Below are 24,334 nucleotides of genomic sequence, written 5' to 3'. Positions count from 1 at the left end.
GAAACGCTTTCAGCGAATGGCTCAGATTTCAACATAGTAATGACAAAGTAAGAAAAGAAATTGCCTGGAACATAAAATATAAACCTGATATGAGACGATTACTGCTTATTGCCCCTCTTTTTCTGGCCTTATTTCTGGTGGCTTGTGATAAAGACAAAAAAGAGAACCCGGATCCAAACCCGCAGCTATCTGAAAAGGACAAGATCCTGATCAATTATCCATGGCGGATGTCGGACGTAACTGACCTGAACGGTAAAACCATCCCATTAAATCTTTTGAACACGCAGACGCGCGCCATTAAGGAAGTAATGGACATTCAGTTCCTTCAAAACAATGTTACCAAAGCCATTGACCAAGGCTCAAAGCAGGTTATCAACGGCGGGACGTGGTATTTGAAAAATGATGATAAAATGCTTGACATTAAGATTTCGGGCTTTTCGGGCGAATTTGGTGTGGTGGAAATATCCAACAGCAAATTGAAGTTGAAAAGCAAAATGCCTGTTGACAAAGTTGAGCAGGAAACGATCATGGTTTTCGAGCCTGTGATCAAGTAAACAATTCACTTTTTGGTATAATTCAGTAAAAGCGGCCGATTAAATCTGCCGCTTTTATTATTTTGTACCAAATTCAATCCTGAATGAAAAAGAACGACCCAAAAATTATAAACGCCTGGTATATGTACGACTGGGCTAATTCGGTTCACGCCCTTGTTATCGTATCAAGCATTTTTCCCGTTTATTTCAGCGCCACTGCCTTAAAGGCTTCGGGAAACCTTTTCACTGATTTTTTTGGGTTTCAAATCAAAAGTTCGGTGCTGTTCACCTACACCGTTTCGGCCTCTTTTCTTATCACTGCGCTGCTGATCCCCCTATGCACTGCTGTCGCCGATTATAGTGGCAAGAAGAAAAGATTCATGAAGTTCTTCTGCTACCTGGGCGCTGTCAGCTGTATGCTGCTTTATTTTTTTACCAAAGACACCCTGGTGCCTTCCATCATCCTATTTGCCCTGAGTCTGATCGGGTGGAGCGGAAGCATTGTTTTTTACGATTCCTACCTGCCCGAAATAGCCACCGAAGACCGGTTTGATGCATATAGTGCCCGGGGCTTCTCTCTGGGTTACCTGGGAAGCGTGCTGCTGCTGTTGTTTAACCTGAGCATGATCTTAGCGCCCGGATTTTACGGCATTACCGACAAAGCGCTTCCTGCCAGGATTTCTTTTTTTACAGTCGGACTTTGGTGGATACTTTTTGCCCAGATCCCATTTAAATATTTACCCGCCAATAAAGCCGCAAAGCAAAAGCCTGGAAACTGGATTTTCAACGGCTTTGCCGAGCTTAAAAAGGTGTATTTTAATTTGGGTCAACAGCCCTTTCTGGCCAAATTTCTCAGCGCTTTTTTCATTTACACCATGGGCCTGCGAACGGTTATGTATGTGGCAACGATCTTTGGGGCAACCGAGCTGAAACTGCCATCGCAGAGCCTGATCGTGACAGTTCTGCTGATTCAGATCGTGGGCATCATCGGCTCATTTGCGTTCGCCTGGCTCTCGGGAAAAATCGGCAATATTTTCGCTCTGATGGTTGGCGTTTCTATCTGGATCGGAATCTGCACAGGTGCCTATTACACCACTGAGGCCATGGAATTCTATTTTGTTGCCTGCGCTGTCGGCATGGTAATGGGCGGAATACAATCCCTTTCTCGCTCGACCTACTCTAAGCTGATCCCCGAAAATATCACTGATACAGCCTCTTATTTCAGTTTTTATGACGTAACCGAAAAGCTCGCTATCGTCGTAGGCACATTCATCTACGGCACGGTCGAATACCTGACGGGAAGCATGCGCAACAGCATTCTGGCCCTTTTAGTGATTTTCGTTTTCGGACTGATCCTGCTTTCCCGCATCCCATCCAAAAAAGCCTATCATTACCAGGTCCAGGATCAAGATCGGTAATTAGCATGTTTGCAGAACCTTTTTTCGCTCAGGCTTACGTTACTATTAAAGCATAAGAAAATAATATTAAACGAATGCGCTGGTGAAAAGTAAACAATCCTTCATAAATCTCATATTTGTCCTGATGGTGGGGGTGCTGTGGAATCCATGCTCGGCACAGAAAAAGTATGAACGCGAATTCAGCATTAAAACCGACGCAGTCCCGCAGGCGGCGGCTGACTTTGTCAATTCGGTTTTTACGAAATCAAAAATTCATTGGTACAGGGAAGAAAGCCTGACTGGAAATTCCATCGAAGCGAAACTGAAACATTCAAAAAAGCGGTATAGCATTGAATTCGATGAATCGGGAAATATCCAGGACGTCGAGATCGTGTCGAGTATAGATGCTATGGAGGGAGGTAGCAGTGCCACATTAACGGATAATCTGGGCAAAGAATTTTCACATTATAAGATCGTGAAAACGCAGCTTCACTGGAACGGGCCAGTGGCCGCATTGAAAAAATCCCTGCTCGAAAACGTGGCTGCAAAGGGCGTACAGACCAGATATGAGCTGGTAGTCAAAGGGACCAGGGATAAACTGGAAAGCTATTTTGAAGTACTGGCCGAAGAGAACGGAGCGATTGTGAGCATTCATCAGATCGTTCAGCGCAACACGGATAATCTGATCTATTAATGTACAGATACGCTCTTAACTGTCTTTTTCTGGTAATGTTGCCCTTGGCTGTATTGGGTCAACGCAATTTCAGGACCGGTACGCTTCCGCAAATTAATGTGAATATAAAACTTGGACCTGGCTGGAAGCTGAATACAAAGCTGGAAGCAAGGCAAATATTCTTCGAAAGAGAGCCTGAAACAGCCCTCAGCCGCCGGCTGCGATATGAAAGAACCGATTTAAGCACGGTAATCACCAGGAAAATCTCGGCAGACAACACCTTGGGAGCGGGCTATCTGGCCAGGTGGGATGGCAAGGAATTCACCCACCGCCTCATTCAGCAGTTCAGTAATGTTCAAAATCTGGAAGTAATCAGCCTGGCCCACCGGGTTGTTACCGATGAAACATTCAGACCATCGGAATCCTCGGAGTTTCGGGCGCGGTATCGGCTGGGGCTGGAATTGCCATTAAGCGGCCGGCAAATCGACCCCAGGGAATTCTACAGCAAAGTCAACAACGAGTATCTGGGCATATGGTCAGAGGGCGATGCGGATCTTGAAATTCGCGGATTACTTGCTTTGGGCTACAATGCTACCGACAACAACAAAATAGAGCTTGGAGTCGAGTACCGTGTCAACGAATTCGACAATCCTTCAAAAGCCCAGCAGTTCTGGCTTACAATCGGATGGTTTGTTAGCATTTAGGTCTTAAAGAGCTCAATGAGCTCAGAGAGGGCCGGCTGCGCTGAGAATTTTTTTGCTGAGCATTATCACCCGCGCGCTATCCGTGCAGCTTAATCTTGCTCTTTCACAGGCAGATATCTACATTTAAAAGTATCGGAGGCGCGATGATGGAACGGTTTTTTGATAAAGCAGAAATTTTCACCTAAAACCGAAATTTATGAAAGCGATCGTAAGAGTAGTTTCATTCCTGAGCCTGAGTGCACTTTTGAGTCTGGCAGCTTGTAATGGAAACAAAAACGCAGAAGGCACTGAGGGAAATATGGATTCAACAGGTGTGGATACCATGCAGACAGAAATGGGGACAGATACAATGTCCACGGATTCGGCGGGCAGAATGTAACCGGGATCTATTATAGCGGACGTGGCGTGCTCATCGGGCCTCCGGGCTGGGATAGGGGAGAAACCTGTACAAGTACGGAGCCTTATGAGCACCTCCCGTCCATTTTTTTGCGATTCGTTCCAGTATCCCCAGGCCCAGCATTTTGCGCTGGAAGGCTGCCCGGAGCAGCTTTTTGTTTAAAATAGTCTCATAAAGTCCTTGCAGCTCGCCCATAGTGAACTGCTCTGGAAGTAAGTTAAAGCCGATCAGTTTGTGATCTAAATCCAGCTGAATGGTTTGCAGTGCTTTGGCCAGAATGTGCTCGTGGTCCTGCATGAGCTTGGGAAGCTCGGTTAGATTGAACCATTCACAGCTGTCCGAAATGCTGTCGGGTGTGGGAATCGCTTTGGTAAAATCCACCAGCGCATAATAGCCCACCGATACGAAGCGGGCCAGCAGCCAGTGCTTGTCGTCCGGAACAAAGCCGCGGGCAGCCATAATTTTTTTAAGCGGCTCAGTATCATGCCGACTTTTCTCCCCGAACGTGTAAAATTGTTCAAGAAAAATATCTTCCAGTCCCGTCCTGTGCAAAAGGATGCGTCGCGCGGCTTGATTAATGTCTTCATCTTCATGTACAAAGCCCCCGGGCAAGGCAAAAAAACCTGTGTTCTTATAGGTTAGCAGCAGTACTTTCAGCTCATTTTTATGAAAACCAAAAATGACGGTGTCAATCGCGATGCCTTGTAAATAACCGGCTCCTGTAAAGTTTGTTTCCTGTTTTTTAAATTCCTGATCCATGGCTTGCCTGCATTATATGGGCAAGTAACGAAAAGATTTGCTAACAGGCAGAATTTAAATTATCATTGTAACATATTGATACAATATGAAATTAATGTATGATTTATACTTTAAATGTTGCAACATGTCAAACCTTTATATTATGCCAAAACAGTTAGTACTAGCACTTTTGCTCTGCGTAACCACTTCTATGACACTCTTTGCCCAAAAAAGTAGTCAGGTAACCGTCGAGAATGGGACTTTGGAGGGAATCAGGGAGGCCGGATCGGGGCTATTGATTTTCAGAGGCGTTCCATTTGCTGCGCCGCCGGTTGGTGAGCTGCGGTGGAAAGAACCGCAGCCAGCCCAGAACTGGCAAGGTGTGCGCAAAGCGGACCAGTTTGGTAATAAGCCCATGCAGAAGCCGATTTTTGGGGATATGGGCTTCCGCTCGAAGGACATGAGCGAAGATTGTCTTTACTTAAATGTCTGGACGCCCGCCAACACGATGAAAGAAAAAATGCCGGTCCTGGTTTATTTCTATGGTGGAGGCCTTGCAGCCGGTGATGGTTCTGAGCCCCGGTATGATGGAGAGACATTGGCCAAAAAAGGCATTGTGGTAGTAACATTGAATTACCGGCTGGGAATTTTTGGCTTTTTCTCACATCCCGAGCTGACGCAGGAATCTCCCAACAAATCTTCGGGCAATTACGGCTACCTGGATCAGCACGCAGCATTGCTATGGGTGCAGAAAAACATTGATAAGTTTGGTGGCGATCCCAAGCATGTGACCATTGCCGGTGAATCGGCAGGCTCGATTTCGGTTTCGGTTCAGATGGCTTCGCCTTTATCTAAGGACCTCATTGTAGGAGCGATAGGAGAGAGTGGGGCAGGAATTAACCCTACATTAGCATCTATTCCTTTGGCCGAAGCTGAAAAGATCGGTGAGGCATTTGCCAAAGGCGTGAAAACGGGCAGTTCGCTAAAAGAGCTCAGGGCTTTATCTGCCGCGGATCTTTTGGATGCAGCCTACACACCCGGCCAGACGCGCACGGCTACTACGCCTACGATTGATGGTTATTTCCTTCCGAAAACATTGCCTGAGATCTTCCAGGCTGGCCAGCAGGCAAAAATCCCCATCCTGGTTGGCTGGAATTCCGCCGAAGTGCCTTACCAGGTTGTTTTAAAGGCCGATGCGCCAACGCTTGAAAATTACAAGAAAGCTGTGAGCGGTTTGTATAATGACAAAGCAGAGCAGGTTCTGAAATTGTACCCGGCTGCCTCGGATGCTGAGGTTGTCAAAGCGGCAACAGCCCTTTCCAGTGACCGTTTCATTGTTTACAGCACATGGAAATGGGCTGATCTGCAAATTCAAACCGGTGGTAAACCTGTGTATCGATATGTTTTCTCACGCATTCGCCCGGCTATGTCGGCAGCGATGGGTAATGCGAAGGCAGGTCTTGCGGGCGGGGTTATCAAGGGCGATGCTGCCAAAGCTGCACCCGCGGCGCCCGCGGCAGTAGGAGCAGCCCACGCTTCTGAGATTGAGTATGCATTAGGAAACCTGGCTAGCAACAAGGTGTACGAATGGACGCCGGACGATTATAAAGTATCTGCAACAATGGTAGATTATTTCGCCAATTTTATAAAAACGGGTAATCCCAATGGCAAAGGGCTTCCTCAGTGGGATGCAAATACAGGCAAGGCTCCTGTTAAGTTCATGAACATTGACGTAAAAAGCGAGCAGCAGACAGAAAGCGACAGGGAACGTTATCTGTTTCTTGACAAAGAATACATGAAGTAAATTATAGTGTAAAACAGCAAAATGCCCTGCATCCAGTTTTGGAGCAGGGCTTTTTTATATTCGCTTAAACTATTAAAGTGTTCTTTTCACTTCACGAAGCTCAAAGCTTTCGATGATGTCACCCACTTCGATGTCGTTGAAGTTCTTAATGCTCAAACCACATTCGTAACCGTTTCTAACTTCCTGCACGTCGTCTTTGTAACGTTTCAGTGAGTCGATTTCACCCGTCAGCAATACGATTCCTTCGCGAACTACGCGGATTTTATTGCTGCGTTTCACATAACCATCCGTAACATAGCAACCTGCAATCGTTCCAATCCGGCTGATCTTGAACACTTCGCGGATCTCGATATTTCCGGTGATGATCTCTTCGATAGAAGGAGCAAGCATACCTGTCATCGCATCCTTAATCTCATCGATCGCCTGGTAAATTACAGAGTAATGACGGATTTCGATCTGATCCTGCTCTGCCATTTTCTTGGCATTCGAAGAAGGACGAACCTGGAAGCCTATCACAATCGCATCAGAAGCAATGGCCAGGTTGACATCGGATTCGGAGATCTGACCCACTGCTTTGTGGATAATGTTCACCTGCACCTCAGATGTTGATAGTTGCAATAACGAATCTGAAAGGGCTTCAACCGATCCATCCACGTCACCTTTAACAATCAGGTTCAACTCGCGGAAGCTTCCGATTGCCTTACGACGACCGATCTCTTCAAGGGTAATGTGCTTACGCGTCCGGATCGACTGCTCGCGCTGGATCTGCTCACGCTTGGTTGCGATATCGCGGGCATCACGCTCGTTTTCAAATACATTGAAACGATCACCTGCCTGCGGGGCACCGTTAAGACCAAGCAACTGCACTGGCATGGATGGTCCGGCTGATTTAAGCTTTCTTCCCAGATAGTCAGTCATGGCTTTCACCTTTCCGTAATGCGATCCTGCAAGGACCACATCGCCTACTTTCAAGGTTCCCGTCTGTACAAGGATGGTGGTAACATATCCGCGGCCCTTATCAAGGGATGCTTCTACTACGGCACCTGCTGCACGACGGTCCGGGTTGGCTCTTAATTCAAGCAGCTCGGCTTCAAGCAATACTTTTTCAAGCAGCTCGTCTATACCCATGCCCGATTTGGATGATATTTCCTGGGTCTGGTATTTTCCACCCCATTCTTCAACCAAAAGGTTCATATTGGCAAGCTCCTCACGGATTTTTTCCGTGTTGGCCCCAGCCTTATCTACTTTACTGAATGCAAATACGATAGGTGCACCGGCAACCTGCGCGTGGTTGATCGCTTCACGTGTCTGAGGCATAACGCTGTCGTCAGCTGCAATCACGATGATAACCACGTCGGTAACATTGGCACCACGGGCACGCATCGCTGTAAATGCTTCGTGACCCGGCGTATCCAGGAATGTTACCTGTTTGCCTGTTTTGGTTTTTACACTATATGCACCAATGTGCTGGGTAATTCCACCCGCTTCACCACTGGCTACATTTTCCTGACGGATATAATCCAGAAGCGAGGTCTTACCGTGGTCAACGTGACCCATAATGGTAACGATCGGCGCTCTTTCTTTCAGGCTTTCTTCGTCATCAACTTCCTCCTGCACATCATTCTGCACTTCTTCTTCGGCAGAAATAAAGGCAACTTCAAATCCAAATTCATCAGCGATGAAAGTGATCGCTTCTGCATCCAGACGCTGGTTGATGGAAACGAACATTCCCATGCTCATACAAACCGAGATTACTTCCTGAACTGTTACGTCCATCAGTGAAGCCAAATCGTTTGCGGAAACAAATTCTGTTACGCGCAATACTTTTGTTTCGTCCGAATCCAGTCCGTTCGGATCATTCTGATCTCCGCGGTCCCTGCGACGGGTTCCTTTTCCACCGCGACCAACATTTCTGGTGTTACCACCACCCATGCGGGCCATTGTAGCTTTAATGTTATCTGAAACTTCTTTATCTGAAACTTCTTCTCTTTTAACACCGCGGCGATTATTGCCTGCTGCGCCACTGCGGTTACCCGGGCCGCTTCTTGCAGATGCATTACCTGCTGCCGGCGTTGCGCCTGGGGCAGCTGGTGCTCCCGGTGCAGCCGGACGGTTTCCGGTGCGATTTCCTGCTGGTGGAACATTGGCTTCCTTAGGCCTTGCAGGTGCATTTGGATCTGCTGCTGTTGTCGCGGGGCGGTTTTCACCGGCAACCACAACGCCATCACGGATTCTCTTGCGTTTTCTGCGGCGTTTTTTATCTGCTGCTGTATCACTGCTGGATGCAACAGGGTCTTTTTTCTTGATCTTATCAGAGGGAAGCTCAATCTTACCAATCACGCGAAGACCGCGGAGCTGCTCTCCTTTGGCCTCGATCAGGTTCGACTCAACCGCTTCTTCGGCAGGCGCCGCCGCAGGTTCGCTTGGAGCCGAGGCTGTTTCCGGGGCCTTAGGCGTTTCAGCCACAGGCGCTGGTTGCACTGCTTCTGCTTGGGGTTTTTCTTCCGGCGCTGGGGCAGGAGCTGGTTTTTGCTCCTCAGCTGCCTTGGTCTCCTGCGGCTGTTCAGCCTTAGGCTCTTCTTTAACCGGCTCTTTCGGCGTTTCAACAGCTTTTGGCTGAACGGGCTCTGACTCTTGTTTTACCTCTGCAACAGGCTCTGATTTAGGCTCTGGCTTAGGTTCAACAACAGCGACTGGCGCTGGGGTAGCTGGTTTTTCAGCTACAACTTCCTTAGGCGCTTCCGTTTTAGGTTCTTGCGCAGCGGGTGCCGGCGCAGATCTTTTTGCGTCCAAATCTATTTTACCGACTACCTTAATTCCAGGCAGGCGGTTCTCAAAAGCGGATGGAGCATTTGATTCAGCTTCTTCAACAACAGGTTTCTCTTCTGTTTTAGAAGCACTGTTACGGAAGTATAGAATTCCATCAACATCACTTTTTACTTTTTCTTCCCTGGTTTCTACCGGAGTTTCAGTCTGAGCTGGTTTAAAGGAAAGGGATGATCTCAGATCATCAGATTTGAAATCTTTCGCAAGAAATTCAATCTGATCAGAATTAATCTTTGTATTCGGGTTACTCTCCACCTTATACCCTTTGGCAGACAGGTGATCCACGATCGTAGTAATTCCTACGTTCAGGATCCGTGCCACTTGGCTTAGGCGCATCATTTTATCTTCTGCCATATTAGCAATTAGTAGAAAAAGTTTTGCATTGGCAGATCTAACCCCTGGATTAAAACTGCCGGTTATTGTAAATTATTCAAACTCTTTTCGAAGAATGTCAAGAACTTCTTCAACCGTTGCTTCTTCAAGATCGGTTCTTCTGACAAGCTCTTCTTTATTAAGTGCCAGCACGCTTTTGGCTGTATCCAGACCAATTTTGTGCAGTTCACTGATAATCCATTCATCAATTTCATCGGAGAATTCGGTCAAATCGACGTCTTCATCGTTTTGCTCTTCAATATCTCTGAAAACATCAATTTCCATTCCAACCAGCTTACCGGCCAGCTTAATGTTCTGGCCACCTTTACCGATTGCAAGTGAAACCTGATCGGGTTTAAGGAAAACAGAAACACGTTTGGTATCGCGGTCAATCTGCATCGAACTTACTTTGGCCGGACTCAAAGCCCTGCTGATAAGCAGTTCAAGGTTGTCTGTGTAGTTGATAACATCTATATTCTCATTACCCAGTTCACGTACGATTGAATGGATACGTGATCCTTTCATACCTACGCAAGCGCCTACCGGATCGATTCTATCATCGTAGGATTCTACGGCAACTTTGGCGCGCTCCCCTGGTTCACGAACAACGCGTCTTACTGAAATAATTCCATCGTAAATCTCCGGAATTTCAACTTCGAAGAGTCTTTCAAGGAAAACAGGTGAAGTTCTTGATAGTGTGATCTTTGGAGAACCATTATTCATTTCCACTTTGTGGATCACAGATTTAACGGATTCTCCCTTGCGGAAGCGGTCTTTTGAAATCTGCTCGGTGCGTGGAAGTGAAAGCTCGTTACCTTCCGAATCCACGATGATCACCTCGTGACGTAATGTCTGATAAACCTCTCCGGTAATCATTTCACCTACCTGATCCTTGTATTTCTCGAACATGATTTCTTTTTCCATGTCCTTGATCTTCTGGATCAAAGTTTGTCTTGCCGTCTGCACCAGCCTGCGGCCGAATTCAACCAGCTTAACTTCTTCAGCAACTTCTTCACCTACTTCAAAGTCACCCTGAATTTTGCGGGCTTCTGCAAGTGGTATTTTGTTGTAATCCCAAATGTCCTCTGAGTTGTCGTCAACGATCTCACGTGTCCGCCACATTTCAAGGTCACCGCTTTCTGGGTTAATGATTACATCAAAATTATCATCAGTGCCGTATTTCTTACGAATCATTGTGCGAAACACTTCTTCCAAAACACTGATCATCGTTGGACGATCGATGTTTTTGGAGCTTGCGAACTCGGCAAATGATTCAATTAATATTCCGCTATCCATTGCTTATGTTATAGATATTTGCTGATACTAAGTTATACATATTATATAATTGATTACAAATCAGAAAACTGGCTCTGGCTTGTAACTTTATTTAAAAGAAATTTCTATTAAAGCCTTTGAAATATCGTCAAACGGAATATCCCGGATCAACTCAGCTGGGTCGATGGGCGTTTTCGTCTTCTTTTTAGGTGCAGGTAACTGTAATTTTACAATTTCTTCATTTGCCTCCATCAATGTCCCCGAAATTACCTCTCCCGTTTTCAATGTGACCTTTAAATTTCTGCCCAGGTTTTTTTGATATTGCCTCAACAAAAGCAAAGGTTGGTCTAATCCCGGTGATGAAACTTCAAGTGTGTAGGCATCTGCAAAAACTTCCAGTTCTTCCAACTGCTTTGCCAATCTTCTGCTGATGGATGTACATTGCTGAATGGTTATCCCCTCATCACTATCGACAAGAATTGAAACTTTTTGACTTACCTTGGAAGGCTTAATGATGATATCTACAAGGAAACAGTTGCCATCCTCAAGAAGGGGTTCCAGCAAAGCTTCCAACTGCTCTTTTATTGTCATGTACGGCTCACTGCAAATAAAAAAGGGGATTTAAGACCCCCTCAATCAATCGATCAAAATAGAATTATTTGCAAAGGTAAAAATATTTTATCATTTGTACAAGTTAAAGCAGATGTCTTCTAAATTCATCTTGATCCCCTATTTTTGTTAAAAAATGCGATATTTGACTTAATGAAAGGGTTTAAAAATTTCCTCTGGTTCCTCTACAAGTGTTTTGCGACTTATACCCTGCTGATTTACATCATGATACTCTGGATCCCGCTCCAAGGGTGGGTGGCTGGTTTTATGATGATGTCTTTTCCGGTTGTCGTCATCATTCATCTGGTCAGTATCCCCATTTGGTTTATTGTTGAAAGAAAAAGGGCTTCGATGCCGCTGATTATGGTCAGCCTGGCCGTTCTTTTTCTGCCCAGGACTTATTCTTTCGGCAACGATACGGATCCGGATGTGCTGGCTAAGTCATTTTCTGTCATGAACTATAATGTACACAGCTTTCAAAGGAACGAAGATTTAAAAGATCGCCAGGTCAGAAAGAGCGTAAGTGATATGAAAGCCTGGATGACTTCTTCGGAGGCGGACATTCTCTGCATGTCTGAATATTTCAGTGACCGCGGAAACCTCTTTAACATTAACAGAGCCCTGGACAGCAGCGGATATGACCACAGCGCCTTTTACACTAAGAACACATCAGGAAGCCCCACGCAGTCGGCCGGGCTGGCGATTTTTTCCAAATACCCCATCATTGCAAAAAGGGATACAATCTTTGAAGCGCAAAACGGTCTTCTTCAAGCGGATATCAAGATAAAGGGGGATACGGTGCGCATCATTGCCGTGCACCTTTATTCCATGACTTTAAAGCTCAGTACATTGGTGCGCCAAAAGCAGGTCGAGGGCGTCAAAAAGGAAGGGAAAATCACTTTCCAGCGCATGCGCAATGGCTTTGTAAGAAGATCGGTAGAGATGGGGATACTCGAATCCTGGATCAATGCTTCGCCGCACCCGGTCATTGTATGCGGCGACTTCAATGAGATTCCCTACGGATATGTTTACAGTAAAATGCGTGGCTTGCTTAAAAACGGGTTTGAAGAAAAAGGGGAGGGTTTTGGCTTTACATTCAACCACCTGCCTTATTTTATCCGCATAGACCACCAGTTTTATAGCGGCGACAGGCTTCAAATCCAGGACTTCACTACATTCAATAACGTCGACTATTCAGATCATTACCCGGTAATGGGCCATTACCAGTTTAGTAATGCGGGTGCAAAAGCGACTGAGAAAGCAAAAAAGGATTAATGATAATTGACGCGGCAAGATAGCCGACAATCAAGACTACTGCCCGTATTGAATCCCCAGGCTATCCAGCTCGCCGGCTGAAACCGAGGGTGGGAAAATGCCGCTTTGCAACTTGCGCTCAACCAAATTCCCCGTTTTAAGGGCCGACTGCTCGTTCTGAAAGCCTTTGTTTCCTGCAATTCCCGGAATGCTGCGCTGCTCAATAATGGGCGTGCCGTTGTCAAGAATGCGGTAACCCCAGCCTGATTCAAGTTTGAAGGCTTCTACGCTAAGACGGCGAAGGCCTTTGCCGTCTGCACCGATATCTCCTTTGTAAAGAAAGATATAAGTTACAGCAGCAAAGGCCAGTACGCTTATAATTAAAATGAGTTTTTTCTTGCTACTCACAATTACAGGTTATCATCATCATTTTTGGCGGCAGTAGGATCAAAAGCCCAGAAGTCGTCAACAATGTTTCCGCCTGTTCCTAAATAACCCGTGTTACCGATTGCAAAACCAGCGGCAAAACCTCTCTGGCCACCTTCGAAGCTTGCAACCTCAGTCCATGTGTTGGTGCCGGGGGTATATTCCCATGTATCGGACTTTGCATTTCCACCAACAATGTAAGCTTTATCATTGATAACCAAGGGCAAAGCGTAAGTTCTTCCGGTGAATTTATCATCCGTATTGGTTTCCATTCTGGTCCATGCGCCCGTTCCGCTGTTTCCAGCCGGATCGAAACTGTAAAGATCTTTTGGCTCGGATCCGGCGCCCGAGTTGCTCTGGCCAAAGCCTACATAAGCTTTACCGCCCACTGTGAATGCCAACGCGCCTCTGCGTTTTCCACCTGTGAAAGTGGCAACTTCCGTCCACTTATCAGTTTGTACATTATACTCGTAGAAATCCTGATAGTAACCACTTCCATTCCATCCAAGGCCCACATATGCTCTGTTATCAGCAACAAAAGCCGTTGCATACTGGCGCGTTCCGCCTGCATAATCCGCCTTTTTCGTCCATTTGTTGGTCGCAGGATCGTATTGATAGAAATCCTTTTTGTATCCGCCGTCTACTGTGGTCACACCGTCGAAACCTGTTCCGACATAAGCCTTTCCATTTACAACGAAGGCAACAGCATCATTTCTTCCTGATCCTTCGAATGGAGCAACTTGTGACCAGATTTTGGTTGTTGCATCATAGGACCAAAAATCCTTTACTCTTTGAACAGTCTCATTTGTAAGACCTGTTCCGATATATCCTTTATTTCCAATGACAAAGCTTACTGCACGTGCCCTTGCAGATCCACCAAAATTGGGAATGCCTGCTCTGTACCAGTTTCCAATTTTATCTGCTTCGGGATCATCCTTACTGCAACTGAACGAAAGTAATGCGGTTGACGCAACCAGAAGGGCTAATGAAGTCTTTTTTAAGGTATTAAACATGTAAAAAATATGGTTTGACTAATTGATACAAAAGAATATTGGTGAATAACACGGCCCTGAAATCATGCCTATCAGAAGGATTAGTGCTTTAAAAACAGCAAACGCAATTTCAAATTTTTTGCAAACATAACATCTTGATACTGCTAAGTAAAATTATATGTTACTTTTTGTCTAAAAGTTTGGCCCTCTCTGTTGCATTCAACGTTTGTAGTATCCGTAATGTTGTCATAAGGCTTTGTTGTGTTTGGTTTAAAATAGGCTGGTCTGTTTTACGTTTATCATCAGGTTTGCCACTGTTTGCTGCCTAGGTGCGTAACTACAATCGGCAGCGTAGTTCACGCTGATGGCAGGCGCTGATTGCTGCTATTTTTAACCCTTACGTAACGCTTTGCCTTTTTGTTGCAACATGTGAATGCACTTTTAAATTGGCGCATTTATCCTAATGATGTTGTAATTAAGATTACATATGATAATTTTGCACTTTTTACTGTTCTTGCACTAAATGAAATTCAATTCGCATTTTCTTAAAAGATCTTCAACGGTTTTTAGATTACTGATTATATTGGGTGTAACAGCCTCAATGTCTGGTTGTGAACCTACCGGTGATCAGATTGAAGCGATCGTCCAGCCTAATGTTGATGACTTTTCCGTGGTGTTTTCAGATACGGCATCGGTTTCACTTTCTTCGGTTGGAACAGACTCGGTATTTACCGGAGGCCCGGGAAGACTTTTGCTGGGAAGAAATATTGATCCTTATTTTGGTAAATTTCAGGCTACTCCATTTTTCCAGCCAACCATTCAAACGGCGCTTGTAGTTCCTGAACTTGCTGTTTACGATTCGCTTGTACTTTCTCTGAGATACGATAATTATACGTACGGCGATACTACGATTGCCATGAACATTGCCGTTCACAAGCTGCTGGCCAACATGCTTGACAAAAATGCTTATTACAACACCGATGCGACGCCTTACGAGGCGACGCCACTGGGCAAAGTAAAGGTAGTTCCCACGCCAAGATCCAGCGGAAGAATCAGAATCAAGCTTTCTGATGTTTTGGGAAAGCAGATTTTTTCGATGAGTAAAAACAATCAGCTGCCCAGCAACACCGAATGGATCGACCTTGTTAAGGGGCTCGTACTGGTACCGGGAGCCTCGGACAATGGTCCACTTGTCGGATTCAGATTGTTTGATGATCACACATCCATTCAGCTGCATTATCATTTAACAGAGGATGATGGCGTAAAGCGGGATTCAACTATCATCAAGTCCGGCATTGGCTATAATCAGATTCTGAGCGACCGGAAAGGAACGCAGCTGGTTAAGCTTCCTAATACGAAAAGAATTTCCCTGCCATCTGAGCAATCGGGTAATATGTCCTTTGTTCAGGCGGGCCTGGGTGTGATGACGCGCGTTGATTTCCCAACCATTATGGATTTGAAAATTAACCCTTATACGGTTGTTAATAAGGCATTTTTACACGTAACGCCGCTGGCTGGCTCGGTGACAAATTTTTACCGCGCGCCTGATACATTGTATGCCTATCTGGTTGACAAAAACAACGAATACTTTCAAGGAAGCACGGGCTTTCCCGAGCCGGCAAGGACTTTGGCGGGAACGCCCGTCTTTGGCAAGTATCAGGTTGATCTGCTTAATAACACTGCTTTTTACCTTTTTGATGTAGGCGGTTATATTTCAAGTGTTTTAGCCGCCGGTGGTGAAAATACAACTGGTTTGATTTTCAGAACTTCACCATTCAATACCAGCGAGACGGCCGCGCAGCCCACCTACGATACGGAATTTACCAAAAGCGCCCAGCGTCTGGTAATCGGCAATCAGCGACAGAGCAACAAGGGCGTCAAATTGCAGCTTTATTATACTTCGGTTAACACCCGGTAAGGCTTATCAGGTAAGGATTTAAAATATGAAAATAAAAAACGGAGCTGCTCTTTATAGGGCAGCTCCGTTTTGTTTACCGGCACGATCAAATGTCGGAAAAGAACAGTTTCAAGCATCATCAAAGCAATGGATCTGCTGGTGTAGCAGCATGCACTGCGTGCTTACAGCAAAATTAATCGCCTTTTTTATGTTTATGTGGCTTCAATGAAGGCGTGTTGCCGGGTGACTCCTTGTTATCCCTTTGACGCTTATCGGGCTCTTCGGTAGACTGGGCAGTTTTTTTAGGTCCTGGCTTGATTCCCATGGTTTATAGTATTTGGTGTACAATGTCAGGTTGTTAAAAATTTATGCCACAGAATCTATTCGCTTCGTAAAGACTTCACTGGGTTCATTAAGGCGGCTCTGACACTTTGAAAACTTACAGTGATCAGTGCAACGACAACTGTTGCTAAAAGTGCTAACAGAAAAACAAAAGGATTAATCGATATCTTATATTCGAAATTTTTCAGCCAGCTATTCATTGCCCACCACCCGGCAGGTGCTGCAAGGACAAATGCAATGCCAATCAGTTGAATAAACTCCCAGCTGAAAAGCCAAAGGATACTCCCGACGCTGGCACCCAGTACCTTGCGAACGCCCACTTCTTTCGTGCGCTGAGTGACCATAAATAAGACAAGTCCATATAAGCCCATGCAACCTATGACCAAGGCGATGCCTGTGAAAAAGTTAATGAGCTTGCCCATGGTCTGCTCTTGCTGGTAAAATTCCTGAATCTGTTCATCGACAAATGCTGGTTCGAAAAAGCTGTCGGTATACACCTGATTGTAGGCCTTTTCTAATCGAGCCAGCACATGAGCGTAGTTGGCAGAGCGAAGTTGAATATTTGCCGAGTAAAACCCAGTAGCCATAGTGGTCAGAAATAAGGGCTTAATGCGCTGTTTGAGATCTGATTGGTTATAATCTTTTAAAACGCCTACAATTTCCAAAGGAGCAAAGCCAGCCTTATGCAAGACCTTGCCCACAACGTCCGAGGGTCGGGAGAATCCCAGCCGCTGCATGAATGTCTCGTTGATAAGGGCCTCTCGGGCTGTGTCCGAAGCCTGGAGATTACGACCAGCCATTAATTTTAAACCATATAAGCCCACATAGTCGGCATCAATCCAGGCTTGTTGTGGTCCGTATGGCTCCTCGCTGGGGCGGCCATCAAGGCGAACCCTGGTTTCGCTGCTCCAGCCCGACTGAGGAGGCCCGCCCATCGAGTAGCTAAATTGGCCTACCTCAGGTATGGCTGTTGCCAGGTTACGGAACGCACGCATTTTAACCAGATCCTGCGCTGGAAGGTTTGGCAGGCTTACAGTTACAATGGCCTCTTTTCGAAAGCCCAGGTCCTTTCTCTGAACATACCGGAGCTGACTGCCTACAACTATCAAGCCGATAATGAGCATTTGTGATATGGCAAACTGCGCTACCACCAAACCACACCTTAGATTGAAACCGCCTGCCTGCTGCGTGGTGAGCCGTCCTGCCAGGGCGACAACCGGGCGAAAACCAGCCAAAACCAGGGCCGGATATAAACCTGCCAGCAAAATAACCGCAACAACAAGTAAGGCCAGCCAACCCAATACCGAGGTAGAAAAGTAAAATGTAAACCGGAAGGGGCCATTCAGGAAAGTACTGGCCAGCGTCTGTCCGTACTGAAAGATACCGATGGCCAGCGCCAGGGCAGCAAAGACAATGAGCGCGGTTTCACCTATAAATTGCCAGAACAGCTGTGCTTTTGTGCTGCCCAACACTTTGCGTACGCCCACTTCCCGTGCACGGTTGAGTGCCTGCGCAGTGGCAAGATTAACAAAATTGATACTAGCAGTTCCTATAAGCAGTGCGGCAATCAACGTCAAAGACAGCAATAATCCCTTGCTTACGCCTCCATACTCAGCCGATAAGTGCATGGTGCTGAAAGGTATGGCCGGGTAGGAGGTCTCCTTGATTTTAGCTGGATTATACTTTTTGACGAAAGAGGGTAATTGCCGTTGCCAGTCAGCTGCCGTGAAATTGTCGTTAAACAATGCGTAACAGTGCGTGCTGCCGTTGGTATTATCAAAAGGCTGATCTTCTGGCCGGGAGCCTAGCTGCTCTTTAACAGATCCCCAGGCAGCCAGGATAGAATAATCCAGATCAGTATTGTCCTTGTAATCTGCAAATACGCCTACCACGCGCGCAGGGATCCGGGCATCCAGTCGAAGGATTCGGCCTATAATGTTTGTGGTGGTACCAAAGCATTTGCGGGCCATTTCAGCACTGATAACCACAGTGCCCGGCTCAGCGAGAGCGTCGGGCCCGCCTGCTAACCAGGTGTAATCAAAAATGCTGAAATAGGAAGGCTGAACAAATGCGCCGTTGTGATTTTTATCCTTTATTTTCTTATCTGCCCGCTTTGCAACGGATATGCTTACCAGCGGTGAATACCACTCTTCCAGCATGGCAATATGTTCAATTTCAGGGTAGTCGCTTCGCGCTGCCTGGCCGAACGGATACGGAATGCCCTGAATGTTGAACTCGCTGGTAGAGGAGGTAAAACGTGATGTAAACTGGTAGATCCGCTCGTAATTGCGGTGGTGACGATCGGTCTGATAATGATAGCGGACAAGTGCGAATATCAGCAATGCACAGCCTATGCCAAGTGCTAAACCAGTGATGTTAATGAATGCGTACGCGCGGTTTTTGCGCAAATTACGCCAGGCAATTTTCATATAGTTGAGCACCATCATATACCGCTAAATTATTGTCAGGTCTGTAAAGCTACTTTTCCCTTTACGGCCCAATTTTCATTCCACGAGGCTAAAAATGCCTTACAGCGGATTGGAGCGGCTATTTGATAGCATTGACTGTGCGATTTCGGACATCGGTGTGCGCTTAAAAAACGACAATGCCTCTTGAAAAAAGGGTCTCGTCGGGATGTTTGTAAAAGACATACATGGGTTTCATCACGATGGTGTAGTCATCATAAATCCAGGTCATACTCTGGTCGGCTCCTGCTTTGGCGGCCTCAAAATCATATTTGTAATGAAAACGGCTGGTATCCAGGTATGCGCTTTTTCCGGGAGGCACCAGGCGGAACGCATTGTCAGATCCCGAAGAGGTGACGACAACGGTTTTTTTTGTATCATCCCAATTGAAGGTCATATTGGTAGGCCTGGAAAACTTCATTTCAGTACTAAAAGCCTTTGCGGGCGGTGCGAACGGTGGATTCGTCCAGGCCGAGCCGGCATAATAATGTACATAACCTATCTCGCCAGAACCACCGCTTGCCTGGAAGGTTACATAAACAGCATCGCGGTAGAGAACTTTGAGCGAGTCTGCCAGCACGTTGATGGTGTCTTGGCCGACAACCCGGTAAGCTTTGGATATGTAAAAAGGTACCGTTCTGATTTGACTATAAAACCTTTCTTTGTCGAATTCTTCGGCCACAACTTCTTTTTTTTCAACCGATTCGTCGGTGCAGGAACCGATGAAAAATGCACCCGACAGGATCAATGCAGAGAATAAGAGTTTCTTCATGGAATGAGTAGTTTATAGAATGGCTTCATCGCCTTCAATACAGACAAATGAAGCTGGCTAAACCGTTGCACTTTTTTTTAGTTTTTTATAAAAATCCATTGTCCTTAAAATCAGCGACACTCTGTTAAAGCTGATTTTACTTATCGTTTACATTCTTTTACAGCTCCTTAACAGCGGCGGGAATACAACCATTTAGCTTTGCCGAAGAGATTTATTCAAATTAAACAGGTCAAAAACATGAAAAAAATCATTTATGCGCTGCTTTTGCCCCTGGTTGTAGTAAGCGGACTGGTATTTGCGAATCGTGAAATCAAAAATGAAGCTGCCAAAAAATCAACCGCAGGTTCACGCTCTGATGCAGAAAGGAAAGCTTCGTTGAAAAAATGGGAGTCTACTCCGGATGCTATAAGATACGAAAAATGGAAAGTGTCACCCGAAGGCAGAAAAGTGTATGCGGGGGAAGCTAACATACGCAAACATATCAATGCTTTTACCGATATGAAGGCTACCGTAACCGCTCTTTCTCTTCCCGCTGGCTCCCGATTGGGTTTTGGGGTGATGGTCAGGATTAATGATGAAGATTACATTCTTAGTTTTGGCGCCCAACCATCCAAGAAGAATTCTTTGAATGCTATTAATCAATCCCGGCAATTGCACACGCTGAAAGTCAACGACAAAATAAAGATACGAAGCCATAGTGTATCGCACGCCCCCAAGTATCTGTATCCGATTATATCGGGCGATTATGTAGAACGGGATGGTAAAATTATCTATAAACGTGCCGCTGGTAAAGGTGGTTGCTGATGGAAAAGAATATTTAAAAATTTTGTTTAATACCCTCTCAAAACGGGGCTTTGGCACGTTTTTGTGATATATTGGTTGGTTATGTAACTGATAGTATATACGTTAAGACGAGTGTTTTAGCGTAGGGTTTAAATGATTTTAATGATGCATTCAATTGTATATCTGAGCTCATCAAGGGTCCTGCTGGATGAGAGAGAAATGGGAAATATTGTAGAAAAAAGCCGTATAAATAATGCTGAGGCTGATATTACGGGGGTTTTGATTTACTGTAATGGCAGCATTATACAGGTTTTGGAAGGAGAGAAAGATGCCATACATTCCTTATTTGAAAAGATAAAGCGGGACGACCGCCATAATCAGGTAATCCCGCTTTTTCAAGGACCTGTAAGTGTCAGATCATTCGATAACTGGGCAATGGGCTATAGCACGCCTGCATCCCGTAATATGGATGAATTAAAAGATAAGCTTTCCTTTATTGAAGACCCATACACCCAAGTTAAAAGTGAGAATAAGATTTTCTCATTACTTCAAGTCTTCTTTAAAAACAACCATCGGAATTAGATTGCGGCTGATCCTTTTAGAAGATCACCTGATTTGCAGATTTCCCTTGCAGCCTCGTATTTCTGACGGCAGCAGGGCCTTTTAAACGGTACTGAACACCAACAATTTCGGTTGCCGGGTCGGTTATTATGGTTTTATATGCTTCCCGCCCGTTTACCAAAAACTGGATCCTGCGATTGTTGCACACCACTTTTAGTTTTACCCAATCATTCAAATTACAACCAAACCCGCTTAGATCATCGTTTTGGCTATCGGTGTAAAATCCATAGGCAGCCAGCGAAATATCCCCCACGCAAGCCGGATGAACCAGCGGGACAATCAGGATGCCATTTTTTGAATGTAATAAAACTTCCACGCGCTGACAGCTATTATTGCTGCCGCCGCCATGTTCAGATTTTAATTCGGTTTCATAAGTGAAATAATCCGTCAGGATTCCGTGGATGTCTTTTTGATTAAAGAGGCGTACCGATGGCAATTCTGGCAAGGTTGGGATGTTGTACTTTTGCAGCAATGCCTCACTGACAAAAATTTCCCCTGCTCCAATAATTTCATTTTGCTTAAAATAAAACGGCTCTTTACCCCAATCGGCCGCAATTAAGCCTAGCCAGCCATTTGTCTTAATTTGTATATCATGCTCTTTAACAATCTGGTTACCAACTATTAGTTTAGCCTTGAAATATCCCGGATAATAGTAGATAGCCGAATGATGTTTATCTGTACGACTGACAGGCACCTTCCGACGGACATCCCAGCTTTGCGCAATAAAGACAGAATCATTTTCGCCGGCGGCAGAAGCGTCATAATCAAAAATGACAGAATTAGGCAATCCTTGGGTCTGGATAGTTTTCGAAGAAAATGAATACTGATTTGCCGCCTTCTTTTTTGAAAAAATATAAAAAATGGCTAAGCCGCCAAGCAAAGATACCGCCAGCATCAAAACGACTTTTAAAAGCAGACGAGACTTTTTTTGATTGATCTCGATTCTTTGATGCTTCGAATCTTCATTGGGGACTTCTGCTGATTGATTATTGTCCCTATCAGAATTGCAGAACGCACGCCAGTCTTCGAAGCCCACAAATTGAGACAATGTATTCAGCGTAGTTACCGAGGGCGAGCTTTCATAGGTGACCTTACCAAAAATCCTTTTCAGCGTTGATATGCTCAGTACAACACCGGTTTTTTGATGAATTTTTCCGGAAAGTTTTTCAAAATCATAGCTTCGCCACTGTTCTGTTTGCCCCCATCCAAGCTGTTCTTCAATTAAACCCTTCAAACGAAGTATCGACTTAACACCAATTGTATCGATCATAATTACCTTATTAGCAGCATTTTAAGTCTGTGAATATTTTTGATTGAACTTGATCGGGTTTCAGCGCATAAACATTTAAGCAACTCAGGCAAATTTGTCAAAAAAACTTAATCAGTCATGAAAAAAATAATTTCCTCGCTTGTCTTTTTATTTTTATTGTGCTGCCAGCTTTATGCACAAAAGAAAGCACTCCCCCATGTTATACCCCTTGATCCGGCGCATTGGGAATTTTCAGCCGGGAAGGTAGAATTTGCCCAATACGAGAAAAAACCTGTAATGAAAATAGCATCAGGATCCGGGCAGGTCGTGCTAAAAAATGTGGTTTTTCAGAGCGGTGTGATTGAATTTGACGTTAATCCGGCCAAAACAGAGTTTGCTGCATCGGTGTATTTTCATAGGAAAAATCAAAAAGAACAGGAGGTTGTCTATTTGCGGGTTCCAAAGGTATCCAACCCATTTGCCAATGAAGCAATTCAATACTGCCCATATTTAAATAGCGTAAATATGTGGGATATGTATCCGCAGTATCAAGCGCCTGCGCCGGCAAAAGCGGGCGAATGGAATCACATCAAACTCATTATTTCGGGTCTGCAAATGCGCGTATTTGTCAACAATCAAAGGGCATTGAATATTCCTAAATTGGAAGGACGCATCTGTGAGGGCAGCATTGCTTTCGAAGGGGATTCCTATATTCGAAACCTTATTGTCAGGCCAGGGGAAACGGAAGGGTTGGATGCAAATGAGGCGGCAGATATTACTGAACATGAAGCCAATTATATAAGAAGCTGGACTGTGAGTCAGCCGGCTTATCTTGCGAAAGGGACCGAACCTACCCGGCAGCAGGATATACCAAAGAATGAATCGTTTGTCACCAAAATGCAGGCGGAGCGGTATGGACTTATAAATCTTACGAGGCAATTCGGCGGAAGTGATCAAAGAAGAATCGTTTGGCTGAAAGCTACCATTACAACACACGAACCCGTAAAGACGAATTTGCAACTGGGATTTAGTGACGAAATCTGGCTTTATCTCAACGACCAGATTACTTATACGGACAAGAATATCTTCCCTCAGAACATGAAAAAGTATCCAGACGGACGCATATCCATCCGAAATGGCAGTACGCAACTCAAACTCAAAGAAGGCGAAAATCACCTTTTAATTGGCATAGCCAACGATTTTTATGGCTGGGGCCTTATGGCCAGGCTGGAAAGTCTGGAAGGCATCACGGCTGTCAACGCCTTCATAGCGCCGAAGGAAAATTAGTGATAGTGAAGAAGAAGTATTGATACGTCAGTTTTTTTCTAATTACTTACTCTACGCCTCCATTACCCGGTTTATAGGTTTCAAAATACATTGTAGGACTGAATTTGGACTTTGTTGGCAGAAAAGGCTCTTGGGGCGTATTTCGGATAAACATATAACCTTCCTTTTTGGATAGCGAGATAGTCAGTTTATAACTTTCATCCCTTTCTTCTTCTTTTACCCATGCGTCCAGCCATTCAACGGCGACGACTATGCTCTCATCAATGACAAGATTATAAGGAGCTAAATCGACACTGACCCATTTCTGGCCTTTGTTGACATTAAAGAATATGTTTTCATTAATTAATTCCGCCTTTAAATTGCCTGAGTAGCCCCCGGCCAAAGGCAGAATATGCAAGCGAAAGCGGACACTGTCAAATTCACACGCATCCATGTGCATCTTAAACTTGGCCAGCTTCAACGGTAGCTCGTTGGTCTCAATAGCAACACCCCTTAGACGTCCTCGGGAACTCTTATAATCACCCCAGCCCGTGTATTGCCCGCTTGCTTTCTGATTGCCGATCGGGATTATTTCCCGTTTGCCTTGTGCAATCACTTCGTGGAGTTGCAGGGCGCCCGGGCTGAGTTTAATTTGATAGGCTGATTGCGAAATTTCTCGTTTTATAAATTTTACAGATGCATATCCCAGATAACTCACAATGAGAGTATCTGTTGGTGCTGCCTTGTTTATGGCAATGTCAAAGCGCCCATCTGCATCTGCTATTCCCCCGATGCTTTTTCCTTTCACCCCTATGCTGGCATAAGGCAGCGGTTTTGCATTGACAGCATCACTTACCGTTCCCTTAAAAGATTGGCCTGCTACGGTGATGGGCAGACTTATCAAAAAAGATAACACAATTAATTTGTTGGTGGTCATAT

Annotated in this window: 21 protein-coding genes; 11 read left to right on the top strand and 10 right to left on the bottom strand. The window is 45.2% G+C overall.

What is annotated here, in order from left to right; genetic code table 11:
* Window positions 1-89: 89 nt before the first annotated feature.
* From LZG74_RS12290 to LZG74_RS12270, 5 genes are all read left to right on the top strand, one after another.
* Entirely contained in the window at window positions 90-554 is a 465-nt protein-coding gene (locus tag LZG74_RS12290; protein WP_026631566.1) for a hypothetical protein, read from the top strand.
* 83 nt (window positions 555-637) lie between these two features.
* A complete protein-coding gene (locus tag LZG74_RS12285) occupies window positions 638-1,951 on the top strand; it encodes an MFS transporter (RefSeq protein ID WP_233796878.1) in 1,314 nt (437 codons plus the stop codon).
* 82 nt (window positions 1,952-2,033) lie between these two features.
* On the top strand, window positions 2,034-2,624 hold the full coding sequence (locus tag LZG74_RS12280; RefSeq protein WP_233796877.1) for a hypothetical protein: 591 nt from the start codon (window positions 2,034-2,036) through the stop codon (window positions 2,622-2,624).
* Window positions 2,624-3,307: a DUF2490 domain-containing protein gene (locus LZG74_RS12275; protein WP_233796876.1), complete on the top strand. Its 684-nt coding sequence runs from the start codon at window positions 2,624-2,626 to the stop codon at window positions 3,305-3,307. Before LZG74_RS12280 ends, LZG74_RS12275 begins: the two co-directional genes overlap by 1 nt.
* 196 nt (window positions 3,308-3,503) lie before the next feature.
* Window positions 3,504-3,686 carry a hypothetical protein gene (locus LZG74_RS12270; RefSeq protein ID WP_233796875.1) on the top strand — a complete coding sequence of 61 codons (183 nt, stop codon included), beginning with the start codon at window positions 3,504-3,506 and terminating at the stop codon, window positions 3,684-3,686.
* Between the two features lie 30 nt (window positions 3,687-3,716).
* On the opposite strand, the gene LZG74_RS12265 is transcribed toward LZG74_RS12270, so the two are convergent.
* Window positions 3,717-4,463, bottom strand: coding sequence for an NrtR DNA-binding winged helix domain-containing protein (locus LZG74_RS12265; RefSeq protein ID WP_233796874.1), 747 nt, complete (start codon window positions 4,461-4,463; stop codon window positions 3,717-3,719).
* A gap of 142 nt (window positions 4,464-4,605) precedes the next feature.
* Here LZG74_RS12265 and LZG74_RS12260 point away from each other — a divergent pair, with 142 nt between their 5' ends.
* The gene (locus LZG74_RS12260) at window positions 4,606-6,246 is read left to right on the top strand and encodes a carboxylesterase/lipase family protein (RefSeq protein ID WP_233796873.1); all 1,641 of its coding nucleotides are present in this window, start codon (window positions 4,606-4,608) and stop codon (window positions 6,244-6,246) included.
* A 72-nt stretch (window positions 6,247-6,318) separates the two neighbouring features.
* Here LZG74_RS12260 and infB read toward each other — a convergent pair whose 3' ends face one another.
* The 3 genes from infB to rimP form a co-directional block, all read right to left on the bottom strand.
* A complete protein-coding gene (infB, locus tag LZG74_RS12255) occupies window positions 6,319-9,426 on the bottom strand; it encodes a translation initiation factor IF-2 (RefSeq protein WP_233796872.1) in 3,108 nt (1,035 codons plus the stop codon).
* 72 nt (window positions 9,427-9,498) lie between these two features.
* Window positions 9,499-10,740: a transcription termination factor NusA gene (nusA, locus tag LZG74_RS12250; protein ID WP_233796871.1), complete on the bottom strand. Its 1,242-nt coding sequence runs from the start codon at window positions 10,738-10,740 to the stop codon at window positions 9,499-9,501.
* Window positions 10,741-10,827: 87 nt separating this feature from the next.
* Window positions 10,828-11,310, bottom strand: coding sequence for a ribosome maturation factor RimP (gene rimP, locus LZG74_RS12245; RefSeq protein ID WP_233796870.1), 483 nt, complete (start codon window positions 11,308-11,310; stop codon window positions 10,828-10,830).
* Window positions 11,311-11,553: 243 nt separating this feature from the next.
* On the opposite strand from rimP, the gene LZG74_RS12240 reads away from it, so the two are divergent.
* A complete protein-coding gene (locus LZG74_RS12240) occupies window positions 11,554-12,603 on the top strand; it encodes an endonuclease/exonuclease/phosphatase family protein (RefSeq protein WP_233796869.1) in 1,050 nt (349 codons plus the stop codon).
* 36 nt (window positions 12,604-12,639) lie between these two features.
* Here LZG74_RS12240 and LZG74_RS12235 read toward each other — a convergent pair whose 3' ends face one another.
* Entirely contained in the window at window positions 12,640-12,990 is a 351-nt protein-coding gene (locus LZG74_RS12235) for a DUF4907 domain-containing protein (protein ID WP_233796868.1), read from the bottom strand.
* 2 nt (window positions 12,991-12,992) lie between these two features.
* Complete coding sequence (locus LZG74_RS12230) at window positions 12,993-14,021, bottom strand: galactose oxidase (protein ID WP_233796867.1); 1,029 nt, start codon at window positions 14,019-14,021, stop codon at window positions 12,993-12,995.
* Window positions 14,022-14,601: 580 nt separating this feature from the next.
* Between LZG74_RS12230 and LZG74_RS12225 the strand changes: the two genes are divergently transcribed.
* Complete coding sequence (locus tag LZG74_RS12225; protein ID WP_233796866.1) at window positions 14,602-15,918, top strand: DUF4270 family protein; 1,317 nt, start codon at window positions 14,602-14,604, stop codon at window positions 15,916-15,918.
* A gap of 359 nt (window positions 15,919-16,277) precedes the next feature.
* Here the strand turns inward: LZG74_RS12225 and LZG74_RS12220 are convergent, their stop codons facing one another.
* Both LZG74_RS12220 and LZG74_RS12215 read right to left on the bottom strand, forming a co-directional pair.
* Entirely contained in the window at window positions 16,278-18,668 is a 2,391-nt protein-coding gene (locus LZG74_RS12220) for an FtsX-like permease family protein (RefSeq protein ID WP_233796865.1), read from the bottom strand.
* A gap of 163 nt (window positions 18,669-18,831) precedes the next feature.
* Window positions 18,832-19,476: a hypothetical protein gene (locus LZG74_RS12215; RefSeq protein WP_233796864.1), complete on the bottom strand. Its 645-nt coding sequence runs from the start codon at window positions 19,474-19,476 to the stop codon at window positions 18,832-18,834.
* A gap of 237 nt (window positions 19,477-19,713) precedes the next feature.
* Here LZG74_RS12215 and LZG74_RS12210 point away from each other — a divergent pair, with 237 nt between their 5' ends.
* Together LZG74_RS12210 and LZG74_RS12205 are read left to right on the top strand one after the other, a co-directional pair.
* Window positions 19,714-20,280, top strand: coding sequence for a hypothetical protein (locus LZG74_RS12210; RefSeq protein WP_233796863.1), 567 nt, complete (start codon window positions 19,714-19,716; stop codon window positions 20,278-20,280).
* 141 nt (window positions 20,281-20,421) lie between these two features.
* Window positions 20,422-20,841 (top strand): BLUF domain-containing protein, encoded by a 420-nt coding sequence (locus LZG74_RS12205; RefSeq protein WP_233796862.1) that lies wholly within the window; start codon window positions 20,422-20,424, stop codon window positions 20,839-20,841.
* Window positions 20,842-20,857: 16 nt separating this feature from the next.
* Here the strand turns inward: LZG74_RS12205 and LZG74_RS12200 are convergent, their stop codons facing one another.
* The gene (locus LZG74_RS12200; protein ID WP_233796861.1) at window positions 20,858-22,150 is read right to left on the bottom strand and encodes a hypothetical protein; all 1,293 of its coding nucleotides are present in this window, start codon (window positions 22,148-22,150) and stop codon (window positions 20,858-20,860) included.
* Window positions 22,151-22,267: 117 nt separating this feature from the next.
* Between LZG74_RS12200 and LZG74_RS12195 the strand changes: the two genes are divergently transcribed.
* Complete coding sequence (locus tag LZG74_RS12195) at window positions 22,268-23,416, top strand: hypothetical protein (RefSeq protein WP_233796860.1); 1,149 nt, start codon at window positions 22,268-22,270, stop codon at window positions 23,414-23,416.
* Between the two features lie 46 nt (window positions 23,417-23,462).
* Here the strand turns inward: LZG74_RS12195 and LZG74_RS12190 are convergent, their stop codons facing one another.
* Window positions 23,463-24,332, bottom strand: coding sequence for a carboxypeptidase-like regulatory domain-containing protein (locus tag LZG74_RS12190; RefSeq protein WP_233796859.1), 870 nt, complete (start codon window positions 24,330-24,332; stop codon window positions 23,463-23,465).
* Window positions 24,333-24,334 lie beyond the last annotated feature (2 nt).

Source organism: Dyadobacter sp. CY327, assembly GCF_021390415.1.
GTDB lineage: Bacteria > Bacteroidota > Bacteroidia > Cytophagales > Spirosomataceae > Dyadobacter > Dyadobacter chenhuakuii.
This window is presented reverse-complemented; position numbering and strand designations above follow the sequence as displayed.